The organism is Nocardioides palaemonis (assembly GCF_018275325.1).
Taxonomy (GTDB): Bacteria; Actinomycetota; Actinomycetes; order Propionibacteriales; family Nocardioidaceae; genus Nocardioides; species Nocardioides palaemonis.
In genome coordinates this window covers 1,696,352-1,714,406 of sequence record NZ_JAGVQR010000001.1, presented here as the reverse complement: position 1 = coordinate 1,714,406, position 18,055 = coordinate 1,696,352, and the positions used below count along the sequence as shown (strand labels likewise).

The following is an 18,055-nucleotide window of genomic DNA, read 5'->3' as shown; positions in this document are numbered from 1 at the left end:
CCGACAGTCCCGGCCGCTCCCCTCGTCGGGTGGCCGGGAACGGTCAGGCCTGGGTGATCGAGTCCCCGTCGACCGTGATGTCGACCGCCGCGAGGCCCGACGTGGCCGGACCGGTGATGACCGAGCCGTCCTCGATCGAGAACCTGCTGCCGTGGCAGGGGCACGGGATCTCGCCGTCGCTGCTCGACTCCACCGAGCAGCCCTGGTGGGTGCAGGTGGCCGAGAACGCCTTGAAGTCGCCCTCGGTCGGCTGGGTCAGCACGACCTTCGCGGCGGCCACGACGAAGCACCCGCCGACCGGTACGTCGGAGGTGCTGGCGAGCGCGTCGGCGGTCCCGCCCGAGCTGCTGCTCGAGCCGGAGTCGCTCGGCTCGCTGGAGCCGGACGACCCGGACGAGGAGGAGTCGGTCGCGGTGCTGTCGTCGTCCGACCCGCAGGCGGCCAGCAGGGGGACCCCCACCGCCACGGCAGCTGATCCGGCGAGGGCACGACGTCGGTTGATGGCTGTCATGGCGCGAGACTAGCCAGCAGCCCTGTGAAATCCCTGTGAGTCGCCCCTGATGCGCTACGTGCGGGCGCTCGCCTTCTTCGCCGGTGCCTTCGCGGTGGCCTTCTTCGCGGCCGACGTGCGGGCCGGAGTCTTCTTCGCCGGGGCCTTTTTCGCCGTGGCCTTCTTCGCCGTCGTGTCCTTCGGCGCCCGCCGCGGCTTGCCCGGCTGCTGGGCCCCGCGGCCCTCGAGGATCGGCTTGAGGAACGCGCCGGTGTGGCTCGCCTCGACCAGCGCGACCTCCTCGGGCGTGCCCTCGGCGACGACCGTGCCGCCGCGCGAGCCGCCCTCGGGACCCATGTCGACCAGCCAGTCGGCGGTCTTGATGACGTCGAGGTTGTGCTCGATCACCAGGACCGTGTTGCCCTTGTCGACCAGGCTGGACAGCACGCCGAGGAGCTTGCGGATGTCCTCGAAGTGCAGGCCGGTCGTCGGCTCGTCGAGGACGTAGACGGTGCGGCCGGTGGAGCGCTTCTGCAGCTCGCTGGCGAGCTTGACGCGCTGTGCCTCGCCGCCGGACAGCGTGGTGGCGGGCTGGCCGAGGCGGACGTAGCCGAGGCCGACCTCCTCCAGCGTCTTCATGTGACGGGCGATCGCCGGGACGGCCGCGAAGAACTCCGCGGCCTCCTCGATCGGCATGTCGAGGACCTCGGCGATGGTCTTGCCCTTGTAGTGGACCTCGAGCGTCTCGCGGTTGTAGCGGGCGCCGTGGCAGACCTCGCACGGGACGTAGACGTCGGGCAGGAAGTTCATCTCGATCTTGATCGTGCCGTCGCCGGAGCACGCCTCGCAGCGTCCGCCCTTGACGTTGAACGAGAAGCGGCCCTGGAGGTAGCCGCGCATCTTGGCCTCGGGGGTCGAGGCGAAGAGCTTGCGGATGTGGTCGAAGACACCGGTGTAGGTCGCCGGGTTGGACCGCGGGGTGCGGCCGATCGGCGACTGGTCGACGTGGATCACCTTGTCGACGTGCTCGAGGCCGGTGATCTTGGTGTGCCGGCCGGGGACCGTGCGGGCGTTGTAGATCTGCTTGGCCAGCGAGGTGTAGAGGATGTCGTTGACCAGCGTGGACTTGCCCGAGCCGGAGACGCCGGTGACCGCGCAGAACACCCCGAGCGGGAAGCTGACGTCGACGTCCTGCAGGTTGTGCTCGCGGGCGCCGTGGACGGTGAGCTCGCGCCCGACGGTCCGCGGGCGGCGCACCGCCGGGACCGGGATCTCGCGCCGGCCGGAGAGGTACTGGCCGGTCATCGAGTCGGGGTGGGTGAGCAGGTCCTCGACCGTGCCGGAGTGGACGACCTGCCCACCGTGCTCGCCGGCGCCGGGGCCGATGTCGACGACCCAGTCGGCCACCCGGACGGTGTCCTCGTCGTGCTCGACGACGATGAGGGTGTTGCCGAGGTCCTTGAGCCGGACGAGGGTCTCGATCAGCCGCTGGTTGTCGCGCTGGTGCAGGCCGATCGACGGCTCGTCGAGGACGTAGAGCACGCCGACGAGGCCGGCGCCGATCTGGGTGGCGAGCCGGATCCGCTGCGCCTCGCCGCCCGAGAGCGAGCCGCTGGGCCGGTCGAGGGAGAGGTAGTCGAGACCGACGTCGAGGAGGAACTGCAGGCGCTCCTGGATCTCCTTGAGCACCCGCTCGCCGATCTGGCGCTCGCGCACCGAGAGGTCGACGGTGCGGAGGTAGTGGGCGGTCTCGTTGATCGGCAGCGCGCAGAGCTGGGCGATGTTGAGCCCGCCCTGGTCGCGCGCGCCGAGGGTCACCGACACGGACACCGGCTTGAGGCGCGAGCCCTGGCAGGTGGGGCACGGCACCTCGCGCATGAAGCCCTCGAAGCGCTCGCGGCTGGTGTCGGACTCGGCCTCGCGGTGGCGGCGCTCGACATAGGGCCGTACGCCCTCGAACGCGGCGTAGTAGGCCCGCTCGCGGCCGTAGCGGTTGCGGGTGACGACGTGGACCTTGGTCTTGTGACCCTCGAGGAGCGACGTGCGCGCCTTGGTGGGCAGCTGCTCCCACGGAGTGTTGAGGTCGAAGCCGAGCTCCTCGCCCAGCGCGTTGACCAGGCGGAGGAAGTAGTCGGCGACGTGGGCGCCGCTCCACGGCGCGATCGCGCCCTCACCGAGGGTGGCGCCGGGGTCGGGGACGACCAGCTCGGGGTCGACCTCCATCCGGGTGCCGAGGCCCGAGCACGCGGGGCACGCACCGAACGGGGAGTTGAACGAGAACGAGCGCGGCTCGAGGTCGTCGGTGTCGATGGTGTGGTCGTTGGGGCACGCCATCTTCTCCGAGAACTTCATCTCCCGGCCCGGGTTTTTGGCGTCGAGGTCGACGAAGTCGAACACGACCAGGCCGCCGGCGAGGCCGAGCGCGGTCTCGACCGAGTCGGTCAGCCGCCGCTTCGACGACTCCTTGACCGCGAGCCGGTCGACCACCACCTCGATCGTGTGCTTGAGCTTCTTGTCGAGCACCGGGGGCTCGTCGAGGGTGTGGGTCTGGCCGTCCACCCGGGCGCGGCTGAAGCCCTGCTGCTGGAGCTGACGGAACAGCTCGACGTACTCCCCCTTGCGGCCGCGGATGACCGGCGCGAGCACCTGGAAGCGGCGGCCCTCCTCGAGCGCGAGCACCCGGTCGACGATCTGCTGCGGTGTCTGCCGCTCGATCGGCGCGCCGCAGGTCGGGCAGTGGGCGCGGCCGGCGCGGGCGTAGAGCAGGCGGAGGTAGTCGTAGACCTCAGTGATGGTGCCGACGGTGGAGCGGGGGTTCTTCGAGGTCGACTTCTGGTCGATGCTGACCGCGGGGCTCAGGCCCTCGATGAAGTCGACGTCGGGCTTGTCCATCTGGCCGAGGAACTGGCGCGCGTAGGCCGAGAGCGACTCGACGTAGCGGCGCTGGCCCTCGGCGAAGATCGTGTCGAAGGCGAGGCTCGACTTGCCCGACCCGGACAGCCCGGTGAAGACGATCAGGGAGTCGCGAGGCAGGTCGATCGACACGTCCTTGAGGTTGTGCTCGCGGGCGCCCCGGATGATGAGCTGGTCGGCCACAGTGGTCCTCGTTCTGGCGTACGTCGGGGTTCGAACAGATGTTCGTCCCAGTGTCCCCGTCGGGTCAAGCCGACAGGCCGTGCCACCTTCTCACGCAGGTCCGACAGCGCACCCATCGTCCACCCGGCAGGGTGGGTGGCACGATGGGCCGCGTGACCGAGACCACGCCCGCCGTCGGCGACCTGCTGCGCGCGGCCGACGGCGCCCTCGTCCGCACGGTCGACGGGCTCGACGCGACCGCGCTCGCGGAGCCCTCCCTCCTGCCGGGGTGGACCCGCGGGCACGTCGTGGCGCACCTCGCGCTCAACGCCGAGGCGCTCGCCGGGGTCCTCCACAGCGCCCACGTCGGGCGCCCGCAGCCGATGTACCCCTCGCAGGAGCGGCGCGACGGCGACATCGACGAGCTCGCCGTCGCCGATCCCGCGGAGCTCCGCGACCGCTTCCTCGCCGGCACCGGCGCCTTCGCCGACGCGCTCGCCTCGATGGCCGACGGCGACTGGAACGGCAGCTTCGACCGGACCCCCGGTGCCCGCGTGATCCGGGTGGCGGCCGTCCCGCTGATGCGGCTGCGCGAGGTGGAGATCCACCACGCCGACCTCGGCAGCGGCTACACCCACGCCGACTGGAGCGCCGACTTCGACCGCGTGCTGCTCGACTCGCTCACGAAGTTCGACACCCCGACCCCGATCACGGTCCGGCCCACCGACCTCGACGGCGACTGGCGCTACGGTCCGGAGGGCGACGGACCCGTCGTCTCCGGTCCGGCCGGCGCCGCGGCCTGGTGGCTCACCGGCCGCGGGTCGGGCGAGGGCCTGACGTCCAGCACGCACGAGCTCCCGGAGATGGAGGCATGGTGACCGACACCTACACCGGGGAGGTCTCCCCCGGCGGCGCACCCGACGTCCGCGCACTCGGGCCGTTCACGATCACCAAGGTGGCCGTCGACCCGAAGATGTCCAACAACTGCTACCTGCTGCACTGCGAGGTGACCGACGAGCTCGTCCTCGTCGACGCCGCGGCGGAGCCGGAGCGCCTGCTCGAGCTGATCGGCGACCGCTCGCTGACCTCGGTCGTGACCACCCACCAGCACTGGGACCACCACCGGGGCCTGGCCGCGGTGAAGGCGGCCCACCCGGGTGCGACGATCGTCGCCGGCGCGCCCGACGCCGACGCGATCGAGGAGCAGACCGGCGTCGCGGTCGACCGCCGGGTCGGCGACGGCGACAAGGTCGCGGTCGGCACCTGCGACCTCCAGGTCGTGGCGATCGCCGGTCACACCCCCGGCTCGATCTGCCTGCTGCTCGACGACGAGGAGGTCGCGCCCACGCCGCACCTGTTCACCGGCGACTCCCTCTTCCCGGGCGGCGTCGGCAACACCTTCGGCGACGCCGACGCGTTCGTGCAGCTGCTCGGCGACGTCGAGACCAAGCTCTTCGACCGGCTGCCCGACGAGACGTGGTTCTACCCCGGGCACGGCAACGACGGCCGCCTCGGCGACGAGCGCCCGCACCTGGCCGAGTGGCGCGCGCGGGGCTGGTGACGCCCGGCCCCCACCCGCCGCCACCCGGGGCGTGGCAGGCTGGAGCCATGAGCACGCGTGACCTGACCCTGGCCGACTTCGAGCAGACCGTCAGCGGCGAGGGCATCGTCCTGGTCGACTTCTGGGCGTCGTGGTGCGGCCCGTGCCGCCAGTTCGCCCCGGTCTACGAGAAGGCGTCCGAGGACAACCCCGACATCGTGTTCGGCAAGGTCGACACCGAGGCCGAGCAGCAGCTGAGCCAGATGGCGGCCATCACCTCGATCCCGACGCTGATGCTGTTCCGCGACGGGGTGCTGCTGTTCAACCAGGCCGGAGCCCTGCCGCCGCAGGCGCTGGCCGGCGTGATCGACCAGGCCCGCGAGCTCGACATGGACGCGGTGCGCCAGGAGGTGCAGGCCGCGCAGGAGGCCGCCGCGAACGGCCCGCAGGACGAGGTCGACCTCGACCAGTTCGCCGCCGCGCACAGCCAGGGCGCGTACGTCCTCGACGTCCGCGAGGCCGACGAGGTGGCCGGCGGCCGGGTGCCCGGCGCCGTCCACATCCCGATGAACGACGTGCCCGCCCGCGTCGCCGAGCTGCCCCGCGACACCCCGTTCTTCGTCATCTGCGCCGCCGGCGGTCGCAGCCGCCAGGTCGTCGACCACCTGCGGGCGCAGGGCCTGCCGGCGATCAACGTCGCCGGCGGCACGGGCGGCTGGGCGCAGCGCGGCTGGCCGCTGGAGTCCTGAGCCCGGAGGCCCCGGAGCGTTGGGATAGCCTCGGCGCGTGCTGATCAGCGACTCCAAGCAGGTGCTCTTCGTCCACGTCCCCAAGACGGGTGGCGTCTCGGTCGAGGAGACCGTGAAGGAGGCCTGCCCCGACGCCCGCAAGGCACGTCCCGCGCTCGGCCGGCACGCCACGCTCGGCAAGATCCTCAAGCACGAGCCGCAGGTGATCGACTACTGGACCTTCGGGTTCGTCCGGAACCCGTGGGCCCGGATGGTGTCGTGGTACTCGATGATCTCGCAGTGGGACCGCCGCCACGGACCGGCGAGCGGCAAGCCCCAGGACGTGAAGCACAACTCGATGCGCGACGGCAACGAGATGTGGCGGGCGGCCGCCGCGTACTCCGGCTTCGACGAGTTCGTGCTGCGCGGCACCGAGGAGCTGCCCCGGGTCGGCACGCCGCAGATCTCCTACCTCCGCGCACCGAAGCACGGCCGCGAGGTCGACTTCGTGGGTCGCACCGAGAACTTCGTCGCCGACCTCCAGCGCGTGCAGGTCCAGCTCGGGCTCGAGCCGTCGACGCCGGTGCACAAGAACAAGTCGAAGCACGGCACGTACCACGACTACTACACCGACGAGACCCGCAAGAAGATCGCCGAGGTCTACGCCGAGGACATCGAGCTCTTCGGCTACACCTACTGATCGAGACGGGTCCCGCGGGCGCCCGCCCACTCCCCCGTCTCCTCGAGCCGGCGCCACACGGCGTACTCCGGCTCGAAGTGGGCGACCAGTGCCTCGCGGGTGGGGTCGGCGAGCTCGCCGCGCTCCGCGGTCGACGCGTTGCGCCGCTCGAACGCCAGGGGTGCGCCGACCCGGGCGCTGAACCACGGCTCCCACACGTCGGGCCGGTCGACGGCGAAGATCCGGTCGACCGCCACACCGCCCTGGGCGCGGATGAACTTCGCGGGGCGTCCCTTCGGCACCGGTGCGTCGTCGTCGCCGGCGAGGTAGCGCCGCGCGAACTCGTCGAACGTCATCTCGGCCGTCGACTGGCGACTGTCCTCGCGGGCGCGGTAGCGCCACCACGACTCCAGCCAGGCCAGCGGCTCGCGGAACATGGTCACGAGCTCGTAGGAGTCGCGGGGGTGCCCCTGCTCGGCGAGCGCGTGCGCCCGGGTGTGGACGAAGCCGCGGGCCGGCAGGTGCTTCTGGCCGGGCGGCGAGCCGACCACCTCGGTGGCGTGGGGCGCCAGCGTCCGCTCGAGGGTGGTGCTGGCGGTCTTCGGCAGGGCCAGGAGCACGAAGTCGCGACCGGGTCCGAGGCCGAGGAACGTCATCACCGCCCGATCATCCCGCACCGGGGTGCGGTCGGTCCCACCTGGCACCGGTGCGTGGGCTAGCCTCGCGCCCGTGCTGATCTCCGACGCCCGCCGTGCGCTCTTCGTGCACGTGCCGAAGACCGGCGGCGTCTCGGTCGGCGTCACCTTCACCCGCACCTGCCCCGACGCCCGCAGCAAGGCACCGGGCGTGGTCCCGCCGCTGGGGCGCCACGCGCCGTACGCGCGGATCCTGCGCGCCGAGCCCGGCGTGGCGGACTACTGGTCCTTCGCCTTCGTCCGCAACCCGTGGGCCCGGATGGTGTCGTGGTGGTCGATGATCGACGACTGGAACCGCGAGTGGGGACCGGCGAGCGGTCGGCCGCAGGAGGGCGAGCGCAAGATGCGCGGGAACGACCTGTGGCGTGCTGCGGCGGCGTACTCCGGGTTCGAGGAGTTCGTGCTGCGCGGGACCGACGAGCTCCCGCGGCTCGGCCGGCCGCAGGTGGACTACCTGCGCGCGCCCGGGCGCGAGGTCGACTTCGTCGGTCGCACCGAGTCGTTCGCCGAGGACCTCGCGGAGGTCGAGCGCCGCCTCGGTGGCGACCCGACTCCCGTGCCGCACCGCAACCGGTCGCCGCACGGCAGCTATCGCGACTACTACACCTCGGCCACCCGGGACCGGGTGGCCGAGGTGTACGCCGCCGACCTCGAGGCCTTCGGCTACGCGTTCTGAGCGGGCCCTTCCCCCTCGGCCGGCGGGCTGGGAGATTGCTCCCCGTGGACGCACTCGAGACCTGGACCCGCTCCGAGCACACCGCCGACGTCGCCGGCACCCCGACCACCCACCCGGTGTGGCGCAAGGGCACCGGCCCGGGGGTCGTCGTCGTGCACGAGGTGCCCGGCCTCACCACGGGCGTCATCGCGTTCGGCGAGGAGCTCGTCGAGGCCGGCTACACCGTGCTCCTGCCCCACCTCTTCGGTCCGGCCGCGCGGCCGTTCGGCGTCGGCGACGTCGTCCGGACGATGCCGCGGCTGTGCGTGAGCCGCGAGTTCACCAAGCTCGCCACCGGCGTCACCACACCGGTGGCCGGCTGGCTGCGCTCCCTGTGCCGCGACCTCCACGCCGAGCTCGGCGGTCCGGGCGTCGGCGCGCTGGGCATGTGCTTCACCGGCGGGTTCGCCCTCGCGATGATGGTGGACGACTCGGTCGCCGCACCCGTGCTCTGCCAGCCGAGCGCCCCCTTCCCGGTAGGCAGGACCCGCGCGGCCGACCTCAACCTGTCCCCTGCCGACACCGAGGCTGTACGCCGTCGCGCCGCGGACGGCTGCGCGGTGCTCGGCATCCGCTACGCCTCCGACCCCGCCGTCGGCACCCGGTTCGACACCCTCACCTCGCTGCTCGGCGACGACTTCGTCCGGGTCGACCTGCCCGGCAAGGGCCACTCCACCGTGACCGAGCAGCGCTCCCAGGTCGCGGTCGACGCGGTCCTCGAGTTCTTCGGCGAGCGGCTGCGGGCCTGACCCCCGACTCACCGCCGCGCGGCGCCGGGAGGCGCGCAGGCATTGGTCGGCCCGGGACCGCCCGTCACGCGGGAGCGGCGAGCCGGGCGGCCACCAATGCCTGCGCGTCTCCGTCGTGCCGATCGGGCTGGCCGCCCGTCAGGACAGGTCGACCACGACGACCGTGTGGACCCTCCGGCCTGCCGCAGGGTGGAGGTCGAGCGGTCAGCCCAGCGACGCGACGAGCTGGCGCACCGTCCGCAGGCCCAGCTCCGACATCCGGGGCGACGTCTCGCGGTAGTAGGTGAAGCCGCTGATCGACGGGGCGAGCGCGAAGCCCCGCGCGCGTCGGTAGGCGACCTCGTCGAGACCGGTGGCGTCGCGGTAGAGCCCGGCCACGGACCGGGGCAGGTTGCCCCACATCGCGTTGAGCTCGATGGCCGGGTCGCCGCGGCCGGCACAGCCCCAGTCGATCACCGCGGCCAGGGAGCCGTCACGGACCAGCAGGTTGCCCTCGTGCAGGTCGCCGTGGAACCACCGCGGCTCCCCGTCGTACGCCGGCGCGGCGAGCGCGTCCTCCCAGACCGCCAGCACCGCGTCGCGGGACAGCTCCGCGGGGTCGGCCCGCGCGGTCCAGCGCCGCACCCACTCGTCCATCGACGCCAGCGGCGCGCCGCGCCCCTCGGTGCGGACCGGGCCGTCCATCCCCGGGACCTCGCGGCACGCGCGCACGAACGCGCCGAGCGCGGCGGCCCACTCCTCGGGGTCCCAGGTCCCGGGCGTCGGCGTCGCCCCCTCGACCCAGGGCACCACCGTCCACTCGAACGGGTAGCCGTGACCGGGACGACCGAGCGCGACCGGCGCCGGCACGGTGACCGGGAGATGTGGCGCGATCCGGGGCAGCCAGGCGTGCTCGAAGGCGACGCCCTCGGCCGGCCCCGGCACCCGCGGCATCCGCACCAGCAGGTCGTCGCCGAGCCGGAAGAGCTGGTTGTCCGTGCCCACGGGTGGCAGCCGGCGCACCGGCAGCCCGGCCCACTCGGGGAGCTGGTCGGCGACCAGCCGGCGGACGGTCTCGTCGTCGATCGCGATCTCGTCGTCGTGCATCCTGGTCATCGCCCGCGACGCTACTACCGGCCGGTAGGTTGGTCACGTGAGTTTCCTCGGCCGCCAGAGCATCGTCGCCGCCCTCACCGTCAACGCGCTGCGCCCCCTGCGCGGCCGCCGCGGCGGGTTCGGCTCCTTCGTCACCGGGTTCGTCTTCAACGAGACCGCACCGCAGGTGCTGGCGCTCACCGCCCTCGACGCGGCCGCCCACCTGACCCGGGAGCGCCGCCGCGGGTTCCGTGCCAGGGCCGGCCTGGCGCTGGCCGGGGCCAGCGCCCTCGGGCTCGCCCACATGGTGCGCCAGAGCCAGCGGGCCGAGCAGGTCCTCGAGGACGCGCTGGAGGAGGGCCTCGGCGTCGACCGCGTCGAGGAGCTCGACCAGGTGCCCGACCCGGCCGACCTCGCCACGCGCGTACGCCACCTCGCGCGCCCCTTCGACTTCCGCGACGAGGCCGTGCGCGTCATCAGCGACGTGCCCTACACCGACGCCGGACGCCGCGGACACCTCGACATCTACCTCCCCGCCGGGAAGGACCGCATCGAGGGCGCGCCCGTGCTGCTCCAGGTCCACGGCGGCGCGTGGGTCTACGGCACGAAGGAGAAGCAGGGCCGCCCGCTGATGAACCGGATGGCCGCCCAGGGCTGGAACTGCGTCGCGATCAACTACCGCCTGTCCCCGCGCGACCCGTGGCCGGCGCACGTCGTCGACGTCAAGCGGGCCGTCGCGTGGGTGCGCGAGCACATCGCGTCCTACGGCGGCGACCCCGACTACCTCGCCATCACCGGCGGGTCGGCCGGCGGTCACCTGGCGGCGCTCACCGCGCTGACGCCCGGCGACCCGGCGTTCCAGCCCGGCTTCGAGGACGCCGACACCAGCGTGCAGGCGGCCGTGCCGTTCTACGGCGTCTACGACTTCGCCGGCTCCACCGGGCTGGCCAACGCGATCAGCATGCGCGACGCCTTCCTCGGCCCCCGCGTCATGCAGACCACGTGGGCCGACTCCCCCGACGTCTACGAGGCGGCGTCGCCCATCCTGCGGATCACCGAGGACGCCCCCGACTTCTTCGTCGTCCACGGTGAGCTCGACAGCCTGGTGTCCGTCGACCAGGCCCGGATGTTCGTCGCCGAGCTGCGGCGCACGTCGAGGCGCTCGGTCACCTACGCCGAGCTCCCGGGCGCCCAGCACGCGTTCGAGGTGTTCCACTCGATCCGCAGCGAGCACGCCGTCGACGCCGTGGACCGCTGGCTGACCTGGCACTGGAACGCCTGGCGCCGCGGCCTCGACGCCGACGCCGGGCGTGACCGGCTCAGCCGTACGTCCGACGCCCGGGGTGCGTGAGCCCGTGACCGCGCAGATGCCTCCGGACCTGCTCGAGCACGCCCGCGCCGCCAAGGGCTTCATGCCCGAGGACGAGGGGGCCCTGCTGCACCGGTGGGCGCGCGAGCGGCTCCCCCACGGCCCCGCCCTCGAGGTCGGGACCTACTGCGGCAAGTCGGCCGTGTGGCTCGGCGCCGCGGCCCGCGAGGTGGGTGGCACGGTCTTCACCGTCGACCACCATCGCGGGTCGGAGGAGAACCAGGCCGGGTGGGAGCACCACGACGACACGCTGGTCGACCCCGACCGCGGGCTGATGGACACCCTGCCCACCTTCCGTCGCACGATCGCCGACGCGGGCCTCGAGGACCAGGTCGTCGCGGTCGTGGGCCGCTCCGACACGGTGAGCCGCTGGTGGCGTACGCCCCTCTCGCTGCTCTTCATCGACGGCGGGCACGGCGTCGAGCCGGCCCGCGCGGACTTTCGCGGCTGGGTGCGCTGGGTGGCGGCCGGCGGAGTGCTCGTCGTCCACGACGTGTTCCCCGACCCGGCCGACGGCGGCCGGCCGCCCTACGAGGACATCTACCTCCCGGCGCTCGCCAGCGGCGCCTTCTCCGAGGTCGAGGCCCTCGGGTCGATGCGGGTGCTACGCCGGGTGGCCGGCGACGCCGGCGACCCGGTCGGCGCCTGAGCCCGCGCAGCCGCACTCGAGGCCGATCTCGGCGAGCTCGGGCAGGGTCGTGCCGCGCATGATGTCGGCACCGGGCGTGGTGTCGGTGAGCGCATCGACCGCGAGCACCACCGCCGCGGCGGTGTAGGTCGTGTGCTCGTGCGGCCAGAACACCTCGTCGGGCCAGACGTAGCCGGTCCAGTACGACCCGTCGGCGGCGCGCAGGTGCTGCACGTCGGCGAGCAGCCGGCTGGCGCGGTCACGGTCACCGACGGCCTCCAGCGCGAGCACGAGCTCGGCCGTCTCGGCGCCGGTCACCCACGGGTTGGTGGAGACGCACCGGATGCCCAGGCCGGGCACGACGAAGGTGTCCCACCGCTCGGCGAGCAGCGCGTGCGCCGCGTCGCCGCGGACAGCGCCGCCGAGGACCGGGTAGTACCAGTCCATCGAGAACTCGGACTTGTCGAGGAACAGGTCACGGTGCTCGCGCAGCGCGTGCGCCAGCCGTCCGCCGGCCAGCTCCCACTCGACCTGCTGCTCGCCCACCAGCGCGGCGAGGGCGACGCCGGCGCGCAGGGCGTGGTGGATGCTCGACGACCCGGCGAGCAGCGCCTCCTCGTTGACCCGCGACGGCTGCCCGTCGCGCCACTCCTGGGACCAGGCGATGCCCCCGAACGGCAGCTGCAGCGACACCACGAAGTCCAGCGCGCGGCGCACGGTCGGCCACATCTCCCGCACGAGCGACTCGTCGCGGGTGACCAGCCAGCGGTGCCAGGTCGCCACCGCGACGTAGGCCGACATGTTCGTCTCGCCGGAGTGGTCCTCGACCTCCCCGGCCACGATCTTCATCGGCCACGAGCCGTCGGCCCGCTGGGTGTGGCGCGCCCACACGAACGCGCGGTCGGAGGCATCGGCCTGGCCGCCCACCAGCAGCGCCATCGCCGACTCGAGGTGGTTCCAGACGTCCGTGTGCTCGCCCGGCGTCCACGGGACGGCCCCGGACGGCTCCTGCATCGCGGCGATCGTGGCCGCGGTCTGCTCGACGTCGGCCCAGGTCGGCACGCCGTCCGCCGGGGACCGGGTCATGCCGTCTCGGGCTTGCGGAAGTACAGCACCATGCTCTTCCCGATCACCGGGTCGAGCACCTTGCCGGCCGCGCGCAGCGTCCGCGGGTTCTTCATGATCTCCCACACCAGGAGGCGGTGGTAGGCCTTGGCGAGCGGGTGCTCGTCGTTGGTCACGCCGACCGCGCACTTGATCCACCAGTACGGCGCGTGCAACCCGTGGGCGTAGCCCTTGCCCGTGAAGACCATCGCGTCACCGGGCGTGCCGTCGTTGGACCGGCCCGCCTTGGTGACCTTGTCGACGAGCTCCTCGGAGGTGTAGATCCGGACGTGCCCGCCCTCGGCGTTGTGGTAGTCGTCGGAGAGCTTCCAGTTGATCACCTCGGGCAGCCACCGCGGGACCGAGATCGCCAGGGTGCCGCCGGGGCGCAGCACCCGCACCAGCTCCTTGATCGCCTCGACGTCGGCGTGGATGTGCTCGAGCACCTCGGCGGCGACGATCCGGTCGAACTCGCCGTCGGCGAAGGGCAGCGCGAGCGCGTCGCCCTCCTTGACGTCGGCCTCGGCGCCCTCGGGCACCTCGCCGGCCTCGCGCATCGCGGTGAACCACTCACGCACCGTGGCCAGCTCGTCGGCGTCCTGGTCGAACGCGATCACGTCGGCGCCGCGCTTGTACATCTCGAACGCGTGGCGGCCGGCGCCGCAGCCCATGTCGAGCACCCGCTCGCCCGGGCGCAGCCCGAGCCGGTCGAAGTCAACGGTCAGCACGGGTGGTCCCCTCCTCGCGCCGCTCCCGCTGGAAGTCGGCGATCGTCTCCTCGTATGCGGCGGCGGTGGCCTCGGCCACGGCTCGCCAGCTGAACAGCTCCTGCACGCGGGCCCGGCCGGCCTCGCCCATCGCCGTACGCCGCTCCGGGTCGTCGAGCAGCGCGGCGATGGCCTGCTCGAGCTCGCCGACGTCACCGGGCGTCACCAGGTCGGCGCACTCGCCGTCGGGGCCGACGACCTCGGGGATGGCGCCTGCGCGCGAGACGACGAGCGGGGTGGCGCACGCCATCAGCTCGGCGGTGGGCAGCGAGAAGCCCTCGTAGAGCGAGGGCACGCAGGCGACCTCGGCGGAGCCCATCACCGCGACCAGCTCCTCGTCGCTGACGCCGTTGACGAAGCTGACCCGGTCGGTGATCCCGAGCTGGTCGACGAGCTGCTCGGTGCGGCCGCCCGGCTCGGGCTTCGTGACCAGCACCAGCGAGACGTCGCGCTCGACGCTGAGCTTGGCGAAGGCCTCGAGCAGCGTGGCGATGCCCTTCATCGGGGCGTCGGCGCTGGCCATCGCCAGGATGCGCCCGGGCACGCGCGGCGCGGTCGGCGGGGCGAACACGTCGTCGACGCCGAGGAGGACGGTGCGGATCCGGGCGGGGTCGACGCCGAAGTCGCGCGCGACGTCGCGCCGCGAGGACTCCGACGGCGTGAGGACGCGGCGGTAGCGCTTGGCCGTGCGCGACTGCATCCGCAGGAAGCCGTACCAGCGGCGCAGGGTCAGCTTCTTGCGCCACGTCGGCGCGGTCTGCAGGTCGATCCGGCGGTCCATCGTGATGGGGTGGTGGATGGTCGCGACGACCGGGAGGCCGTAGTCCTCGAGGTCGAGGATGCCGGTGCCGAGCACCTGGTTGTCGTGGGCGACGTCGAAGTCGCCGGCGCGGTCCTTCATCAGCCGCGAGATGCGCGAGCTGAACGTCTTCGGCTCGGGGAACCCGGCCGTGCACATGGTGAGGAACTCCTCGACGTCGATCCGGTCGCGGAACTCGCGCAGGTGGGGCACGCGGAACGGGTCGGGCTCGCGGTAGAGGTCCAGGCTCGGCACCTTGGTCAGCCGCACGCCCTCGTCGAGCTCGGGGTAGGGCTGGCCGGAGAACACCTCGACCTCGTGGCCGAGGCGGACCAGCTCGCGGCTGAGGTGGCGGACGTAGATGCCCTGTCCCCCGCAGTGCGGCTTCGTCCGGTAGGACAGCATGGCGATGCGCACGTGGTCTGCCTCTCGATGGCGCTCGTGGAACCGCCATTATGCCTACCCGTGGGTAGGCACTCGCGGGCTCACCCCTCGCTGGAGTGGCCGGGGAAGACGTGGGCCGTCGGGTCGATCGCGACCGCCGCGTTGTTGACGGCAGTCGCGGCCTCGCCGAAGCCGACGGCGATCAGCCGGACCTTGCCGGGGTAGTCGGTGATGTCGCCGGCGGCGAAGACCCGTGGGAGGTTCGTGCGCATCGACGGGTCGACCACGACGTGGCGCTTGGAGGTCTCGAGCCCCCACGTCTGGATCGCGCCGAGGTCGGCCACGAAGCCGAGCGCGGCGACGAGCGCCTGCGCCTTCAGCGCCCGCGGCTCCTGGCCGTCGACGGTGACCTCGACCTCCTCGAGCAGCGGGTCGCCGCGCAGCGCGGTGACCTGCGCGTTGGTGACGAGCTCGACGCTCGAGGCCTGCACGGCGGCGACCGTGCGCTCGTGGGCGCGGAACGCCTCCCGGCGGTGCACCAGCGTCACCGACGCCGCGACCGGCTCGAGGTGCTGGGCCCAGTCGAAGGCGCTGTCGCCCCCGCCGACGACGACCACGTCCTTGCCGGCGTAGGGCGCGAAGCTGGGCACGAAGAACTCCATGCCGCGCCCCACCCAGCCATCGCCGGCGGGCAGCGGACGGGGGCTGAACTTGCCGATGCCGGACGTGATGAGCACCGCACCAGCCGTGATGCGGGTCCCGTCGTCGAGGGTGACCACGACGTCGTCCTCGCGGTGCTCCAGCGTCGACGCGGTGCGGTCCAGCAGGTACGTCGGGTCGGCGCTGGCCGCCTGGGTGACCAGGCCCTCGACCAGGTCGCGGCCCTTGACGCTCGGGAAGCCCGCCACGTCGAGGATCGCCTTCTCCGGGTACATCGCCGTGATCTGGCCGCCCAGCTCGGGCAGCGAGTCGACCACCGTGACGTCGAGGCCGCGGAAGCCCGCGTAGTAGGTCGCGTAGAGGCCCGTGGGCCCGGCGCCGATCACCAGCAGGTCGGTCGTCACGTCGTCCACGCCGCGATCCTGCCGATCCCCGGGCGCCACCACAAGGGCCGCGCCACGGTCGGGACCGGGGCGTGGTCACAGCGCGTCGAGCTCGCTCACCCGCCAGAGCCCGTCGACCCGGGTCAGGGTCACGAGCACCCGGTCGAGGTCGGTGCGCGGCTCGTCGAGGTCGTCCGCGGTCGTGCGCTGGTTGACGAACACCAGCACCCGGGCGTACGTCGTGGCGGCGTGGACCACCCCGCTCCCGGCCACCGTCGCGGTCACGACGCGGTGGTCGCGGCGCGCGCCCGGGGCCAGCCCGGCCATGGTCCGGTCGTAGCGGTCCACGACCGGCGCGACGAGCAGCTGGCGCGCCGCGGCCCGGTCGTCGGAGAGGGTGCGCCAGGAGTAGGTGTACACGCGGGCCGCAGCCTCCTCGGCCGCCGCGACCACCTCGTCGCCCACCTCGGCCGAGGCGACGAACGCCGCGCCGGAGTCGGCGGCGGAGAGGTCCTCGGCGGACCCGTCGGCCGGCTCGCGGGCCACCAACCAGCCGAGCACCGCCGCGGCGAGGAGGACGAGGGCGGCGAGGGCGCCCACGACCCGCCTCACCGGACGAACTCCAGGCTGCTCGTGAGCCAGCGGCCGCCCACGCGCTCGAGGCGCAGGCGCAGGCGGTAGTAGCGGGTCTGCGGCTCGTCCGTCGAGGAGTTGGAGACCGTGCTGTTGGCCGCGAGCACCACGGTGGCCGCGTCGTCGGTGAGGTCCGCGACCCCGAGCGACACGACCTCGCCGGTCGAGCTGGCGCGGGTCCGGACGGCCTCGCTCACCAGCCGCTCGCGCTGCGCGTCGTACTGCTCGGCGAAGTCACCGGTGGCGCCGTCGAGGACCGCGGCGACCAGCGGCTCCATGTCGCGGTGGTCGACCCGGAGGAAGGCCAGCGCCTCGGTCCGCGCGGCCGCGGCGACCTCGTGCTGCTCCGCGGTGAGCTGGTCGTCGACGCCGGCGGACCCGCGGAGCACGACGACGATCCCGACGCCGAGCGCGACCAGCACGACCGCCAGCGCGGCGGCCAGGGCCCTCCATCCCCGTGCTCCCACGACGCGAACCTAGCCCAGCGAGGTGGCCGGGCGCTGCCCTCGCGCCTGCCTAGACTCCCGTGTCGTGACCCGGCCCCTCCCGCACCTGACCGAGCACCCGTCCGCGATGCTGCTCGCGGCCCAGCTCCTGCAGGTGCTGGCGTGGCCGTTCCTCGGCGGGTCGACCGTCGGGCGCGCGTTCCTCGGCGTGATCGGGATGCTGGCGGTCGGGTCCGCGGTGCTCGCGGTGCGGCGCACGCCCAACGTGAGCCGGGTGGTGTTCTTCCTCGGGGCACCGACGATCGTCTTCACGCTGCTCGACGCGGTCTTCCGCGACACCGACTGGATCCTGCTGACGTCGGGGCTGCTGCACGCGCCCTTCTACTTCTACGTCTCCTACGCGATGCTGCGCTACCTGTTCCACGACGACGTGATCACCACCGACGAGTACTACGCGACCGGCGCGGCCTTCACCGTGGTGGCGTGGGGCTTCGCGTACGTCTTCTCGGTGGTGCAGGTGGTGTGGCCGCGGTCGTTCTCCAACGCCGGTGGTTTCGACCACTCGTGGTTCGAGCTGCTCTACCTGTCGTTCTCGACGCTCACGAGCGTCGGGCTCTCCGACATCGTCGCCATCGGCGAGCAGGCCCGCTCCGTCGTGATGGTCGAGATGATGGTCGGGGTGTTCTACGTCGCGATGGTCGTGGCGCGCATGGTCGGCCTCACGATGATGCGCCGCCGGCCGTGACGTCCTCCCAGCCCTCGGGCCGGTCCCGTCGCGGCAGCCGCGACACCACCATCCGGTAGGACTCCTCGACCGCCTCCACGAGCTCGTCGTCGGGGATCGCCCCGGCCAGCGCCAGGTCGTTCCAGCCCGAGCGGCCGATGTAGGCCATCACGCTCGCGTCGTCCGGGTAGCGCTCGAGCCACTCGTCCGCGACCTCGCGGGTCATGCCTGCCTTCACACCGACGGTGTCCGCCGCCAGGAACGCGAAGATCTTGCCCCGCTCCCCCGGGCCGACCTTGAAGACCGGGTGCTCGTGGTCCCACGGGTTGTCCGGCCAGGCGCCCGGGAAGCCGGCACAGACCTCGTGCATCGCGGTGACGTCCACCGCGCACCCCCTCCTGGCGGTCGGTGCC

The 18,055-nt window shown here is 72.9% G+C and carries 20 protein-coding genes; 9 read left to right on the top strand and 11 right to left on the bottom strand.

The window, feature by feature from the left end:
• Nucleotides 1-43: 43 nt before the first annotated feature.
• Nucleotides 44-511: a Rieske (2Fe-2S) protein gene (locus KDN32_RS08415; protein ID WP_211731562.1), complete on the bottom strand. Its 468-nt coding sequence runs from the start codon at nucleotides 509-511 to the stop codon at nucleotides 44-46.
• Between the two features lie 54 nt (nucleotides 512-565).
• Nucleotides 566-3,586 (bottom strand): excinuclease ABC subunit UvrA, encoded by a 3,021-nt coding sequence (gene uvrA / locus KDN32_RS08410; RefSeq protein WP_211731561.1) that lies wholly within the window; start codon nucleotides 3,584-3,586, stop codon nucleotides 566-568.
• 152 nt (nucleotides 3,587-3,738) lie between these two features.
• Here uvrA and KDN32_RS08405 point away from each other — a divergent pair, with 152 nt between their 5' ends.
• From KDN32_RS08405 to KDN32_RS08390, 4 genes are read left to right on the top strand one after another with little or no spacing between them, the layout of a single operon-like run.
• Nucleotides 3,739-4,443, top strand: a complete 705-nt coding sequence (locus KDN32_RS08405) for a maleylpyruvate isomerase family mycothiol-dependent enzyme (RefSeq protein WP_211731560.1) — start codon at nucleotides 3,739-3,741, stop codon at nucleotides 4,441-4,443.
• Complete coding sequence (locus KDN32_RS08400) at nucleotides 4,437-5,126, top strand: MBL fold metallo-hydrolase (protein ID WP_211731559.1); 690 nt, start codon at nucleotides 4,437-4,439, stop codon at nucleotides 5,124-5,126. Before KDN32_RS08405 ends, KDN32_RS08400 begins: the two co-directional genes overlap by 7 nt.
• 47 nt (nucleotides 5,127-5,173) lie before the next feature.
• Complete coding sequence (locus tag KDN32_RS23280) at nucleotides 5,174-5,854, top strand: thioredoxin domain-containing protein (RefSeq protein ID WP_211731558.1); 681 nt, start codon at nucleotides 5,174-5,176, stop codon at nucleotides 5,852-5,854.
• A 37-nt stretch (nucleotides 5,855-5,891) separates the two neighbouring features.
• Entirely contained in the window at nucleotides 5,892-6,533 is a 642-nt protein-coding gene (locus KDN32_RS08390) for a sulfotransferase family 2 domain-containing protein (RefSeq protein WP_211731557.1), read from the top strand.
• On the opposite strand, the gene KDN32_RS08385 is transcribed toward KDN32_RS08390, so the two are convergent.
• The gene (locus tag KDN32_RS08385; RefSeq protein ID WP_211731556.1) at nucleotides 6,527-7,171 is read right to left on the bottom strand and encodes a hypothetical protein; all 645 of its coding nucleotides are present in this window, start codon (nucleotides 7,169-7,171) and stop codon (nucleotides 6,527-6,529) included. The two genes, KDN32_RS08390 and KDN32_RS08385, sit on opposite strands and share 7 nt — an antisense overlap.
• Before the next feature lie 70 nt (nucleotides 7,172-7,241).
• Here KDN32_RS08385 and KDN32_RS08380 point away from each other — a divergent pair, with 70 nt between their 5' ends.
• Together KDN32_RS08380 and KDN32_RS08375 are read left to right on the top strand one after the other, a co-directional pair.
• On the top strand, nucleotides 7,242-7,883 hold the full coding sequence (locus KDN32_RS08380; protein ID WP_211731555.1) for a sulfotransferase family 2 domain-containing protein: 642 nt from the start codon (nucleotides 7,242-7,244) through the stop codon (nucleotides 7,881-7,883).
• 44 nt (nucleotides 7,884-7,927) lie between these two features.
• Nucleotides 7,928-8,671, top strand: a complete 744-nt coding sequence (locus KDN32_RS08375) for a dienelactone hydrolase family protein (RefSeq protein WP_307853852.1) — start codon at nucleotides 7,928-7,930, stop codon at nucleotides 8,669-8,671.
• 204 nt (nucleotides 8,672-8,875) lie between these two features.
• Here the strand turns inward: KDN32_RS08375 and KDN32_RS08370 are convergent, their stop codons facing one another.
• The gene (locus KDN32_RS08370; protein WP_211731554.1) at nucleotides 8,876-9,766 is read right to left on the bottom strand and encodes an aminoglycoside phosphotransferase family protein; all 891 of its coding nucleotides are present in this window, start codon (nucleotides 9,764-9,766) and stop codon (nucleotides 8,876-8,878) included.
• Nucleotides 9,767-9,803: 37 nt separating this feature from the next.
• Between KDN32_RS08370 and KDN32_RS08365 the strand changes: the two genes are divergently transcribed.
• Nucleotides 9,804-11,096 (top strand): alpha/beta hydrolase, encoded by a 1,293-nt coding sequence (locus KDN32_RS08365; RefSeq protein ID WP_211731553.1) that lies wholly within the window; start codon nucleotides 9,804-9,806, stop codon nucleotides 11,094-11,096.
• 4 nt (nucleotides 11,097-11,100) lie between these two features.
• Nucleotides 11,101-11,763: a class I SAM-dependent methyltransferase gene (locus tag KDN32_RS08360; RefSeq protein ID WP_307853850.1), complete on the top strand. Its 663-nt coding sequence runs from the start codon at nucleotides 11,101-11,103 to the stop codon at nucleotides 11,761-11,763.
• On the opposite strand, the gene KDN32_RS08355 is transcribed toward KDN32_RS08360, so the two are convergent.
• The 6 genes from KDN32_RS08355 to KDN32_RS08330 all read right to left on the bottom strand — a co-directional run bounded on the left by KDN32_RS08355 (nucleotide 11,719) and on the right by KDN32_RS08330 (nucleotide 16,939).
• A complete protein-coding gene (locus KDN32_RS08355) occupies nucleotides 11,719-12,828 on the bottom strand; it encodes a glucosidase family protein (protein ID WP_211731552.1) in 1,110 nt (369 codons plus the stop codon). The two genes, KDN32_RS08360 and KDN32_RS08355, sit on opposite strands and share 45 nt — an antisense overlap.
• Complete coding sequence (locus tag KDN32_RS08350; protein ID WP_211731551.1) at nucleotides 12,825-13,574, bottom strand: class I SAM-dependent methyltransferase; 750 nt, start codon at nucleotides 13,572-13,574, stop codon at nucleotides 12,825-12,827. The genes KDN32_RS08355 and KDN32_RS08350 overlap by 4 nt, the downstream gene beginning before the upstream one ends.
• Complete coding sequence (locus KDN32_RS08345) at nucleotides 13,561-14,829, bottom strand: glycosyltransferase family 4 protein (RefSeq protein WP_211731550.1); 1,269 nt, start codon at nucleotides 14,827-14,829, stop codon at nucleotides 13,561-13,563. Before KDN32_RS08345 ends, KDN32_RS08350 begins: the two co-directional genes overlap by 14 nt.
• 68 nt (nucleotides 14,830-14,897) lie before the next feature.
• Nucleotides 14,898-15,869 carry an NAD(P)/FAD-dependent oxidoreductase gene (locus tag KDN32_RS08340; RefSeq protein ID WP_211731549.1) on the bottom strand — a complete coding sequence of 324 codons (972 nt, stop codon included), beginning with the start codon at nucleotides 15,867-15,869 and terminating at the stop codon, nucleotides 14,898-14,900.
• Nucleotides 15,870-15,935: 66 nt separating this feature from the next.
• The gene (locus tag KDN32_RS08335) at nucleotides 15,936-16,451 is read right to left on the bottom strand and encodes a hypothetical protein (RefSeq protein WP_211731548.1); all 516 of its coding nucleotides are present in this window, start codon (nucleotides 16,449-16,451) and stop codon (nucleotides 15,936-15,938) included.
• Entirely contained in the window at nucleotides 16,448-16,939 is a 492-nt protein-coding gene (locus KDN32_RS08330) for an Rv1363c family protein (protein WP_211731547.1), read from the bottom strand. The genes KDN32_RS08335 and KDN32_RS08330 overlap by 4 nt, the downstream gene beginning before the upstream one ends.
• 64 nt (nucleotides 16,940-17,003) lie before the next feature.
• Between KDN32_RS08330 and KDN32_RS08325 the strand changes: the two genes are divergently transcribed.
• A complete protein-coding gene (locus KDN32_RS08325) occupies nucleotides 17,004-17,663 on the top strand; it encodes an ion channel (RefSeq protein ID WP_307853849.1) in 660 nt (219 codons plus the stop codon).
• Here KDN32_RS08325 and KDN32_RS08320 read toward each other — a convergent pair.
• The gene (locus KDN32_RS08320; RefSeq protein ID WP_307853847.1) at nucleotides 17,638-18,027 is read right to left on the bottom strand and encodes an MmcQ/YjbR family DNA-binding protein; all 390 of its coding nucleotides are present in this window, start codon (nucleotides 18,025-18,027) and stop codon (nucleotides 17,638-17,640) included. The genes KDN32_RS08325 and KDN32_RS08320 overlap by 26 nt on opposite strands.
• Nucleotides 18,028-18,055 lie beyond the last annotated feature (28 nt).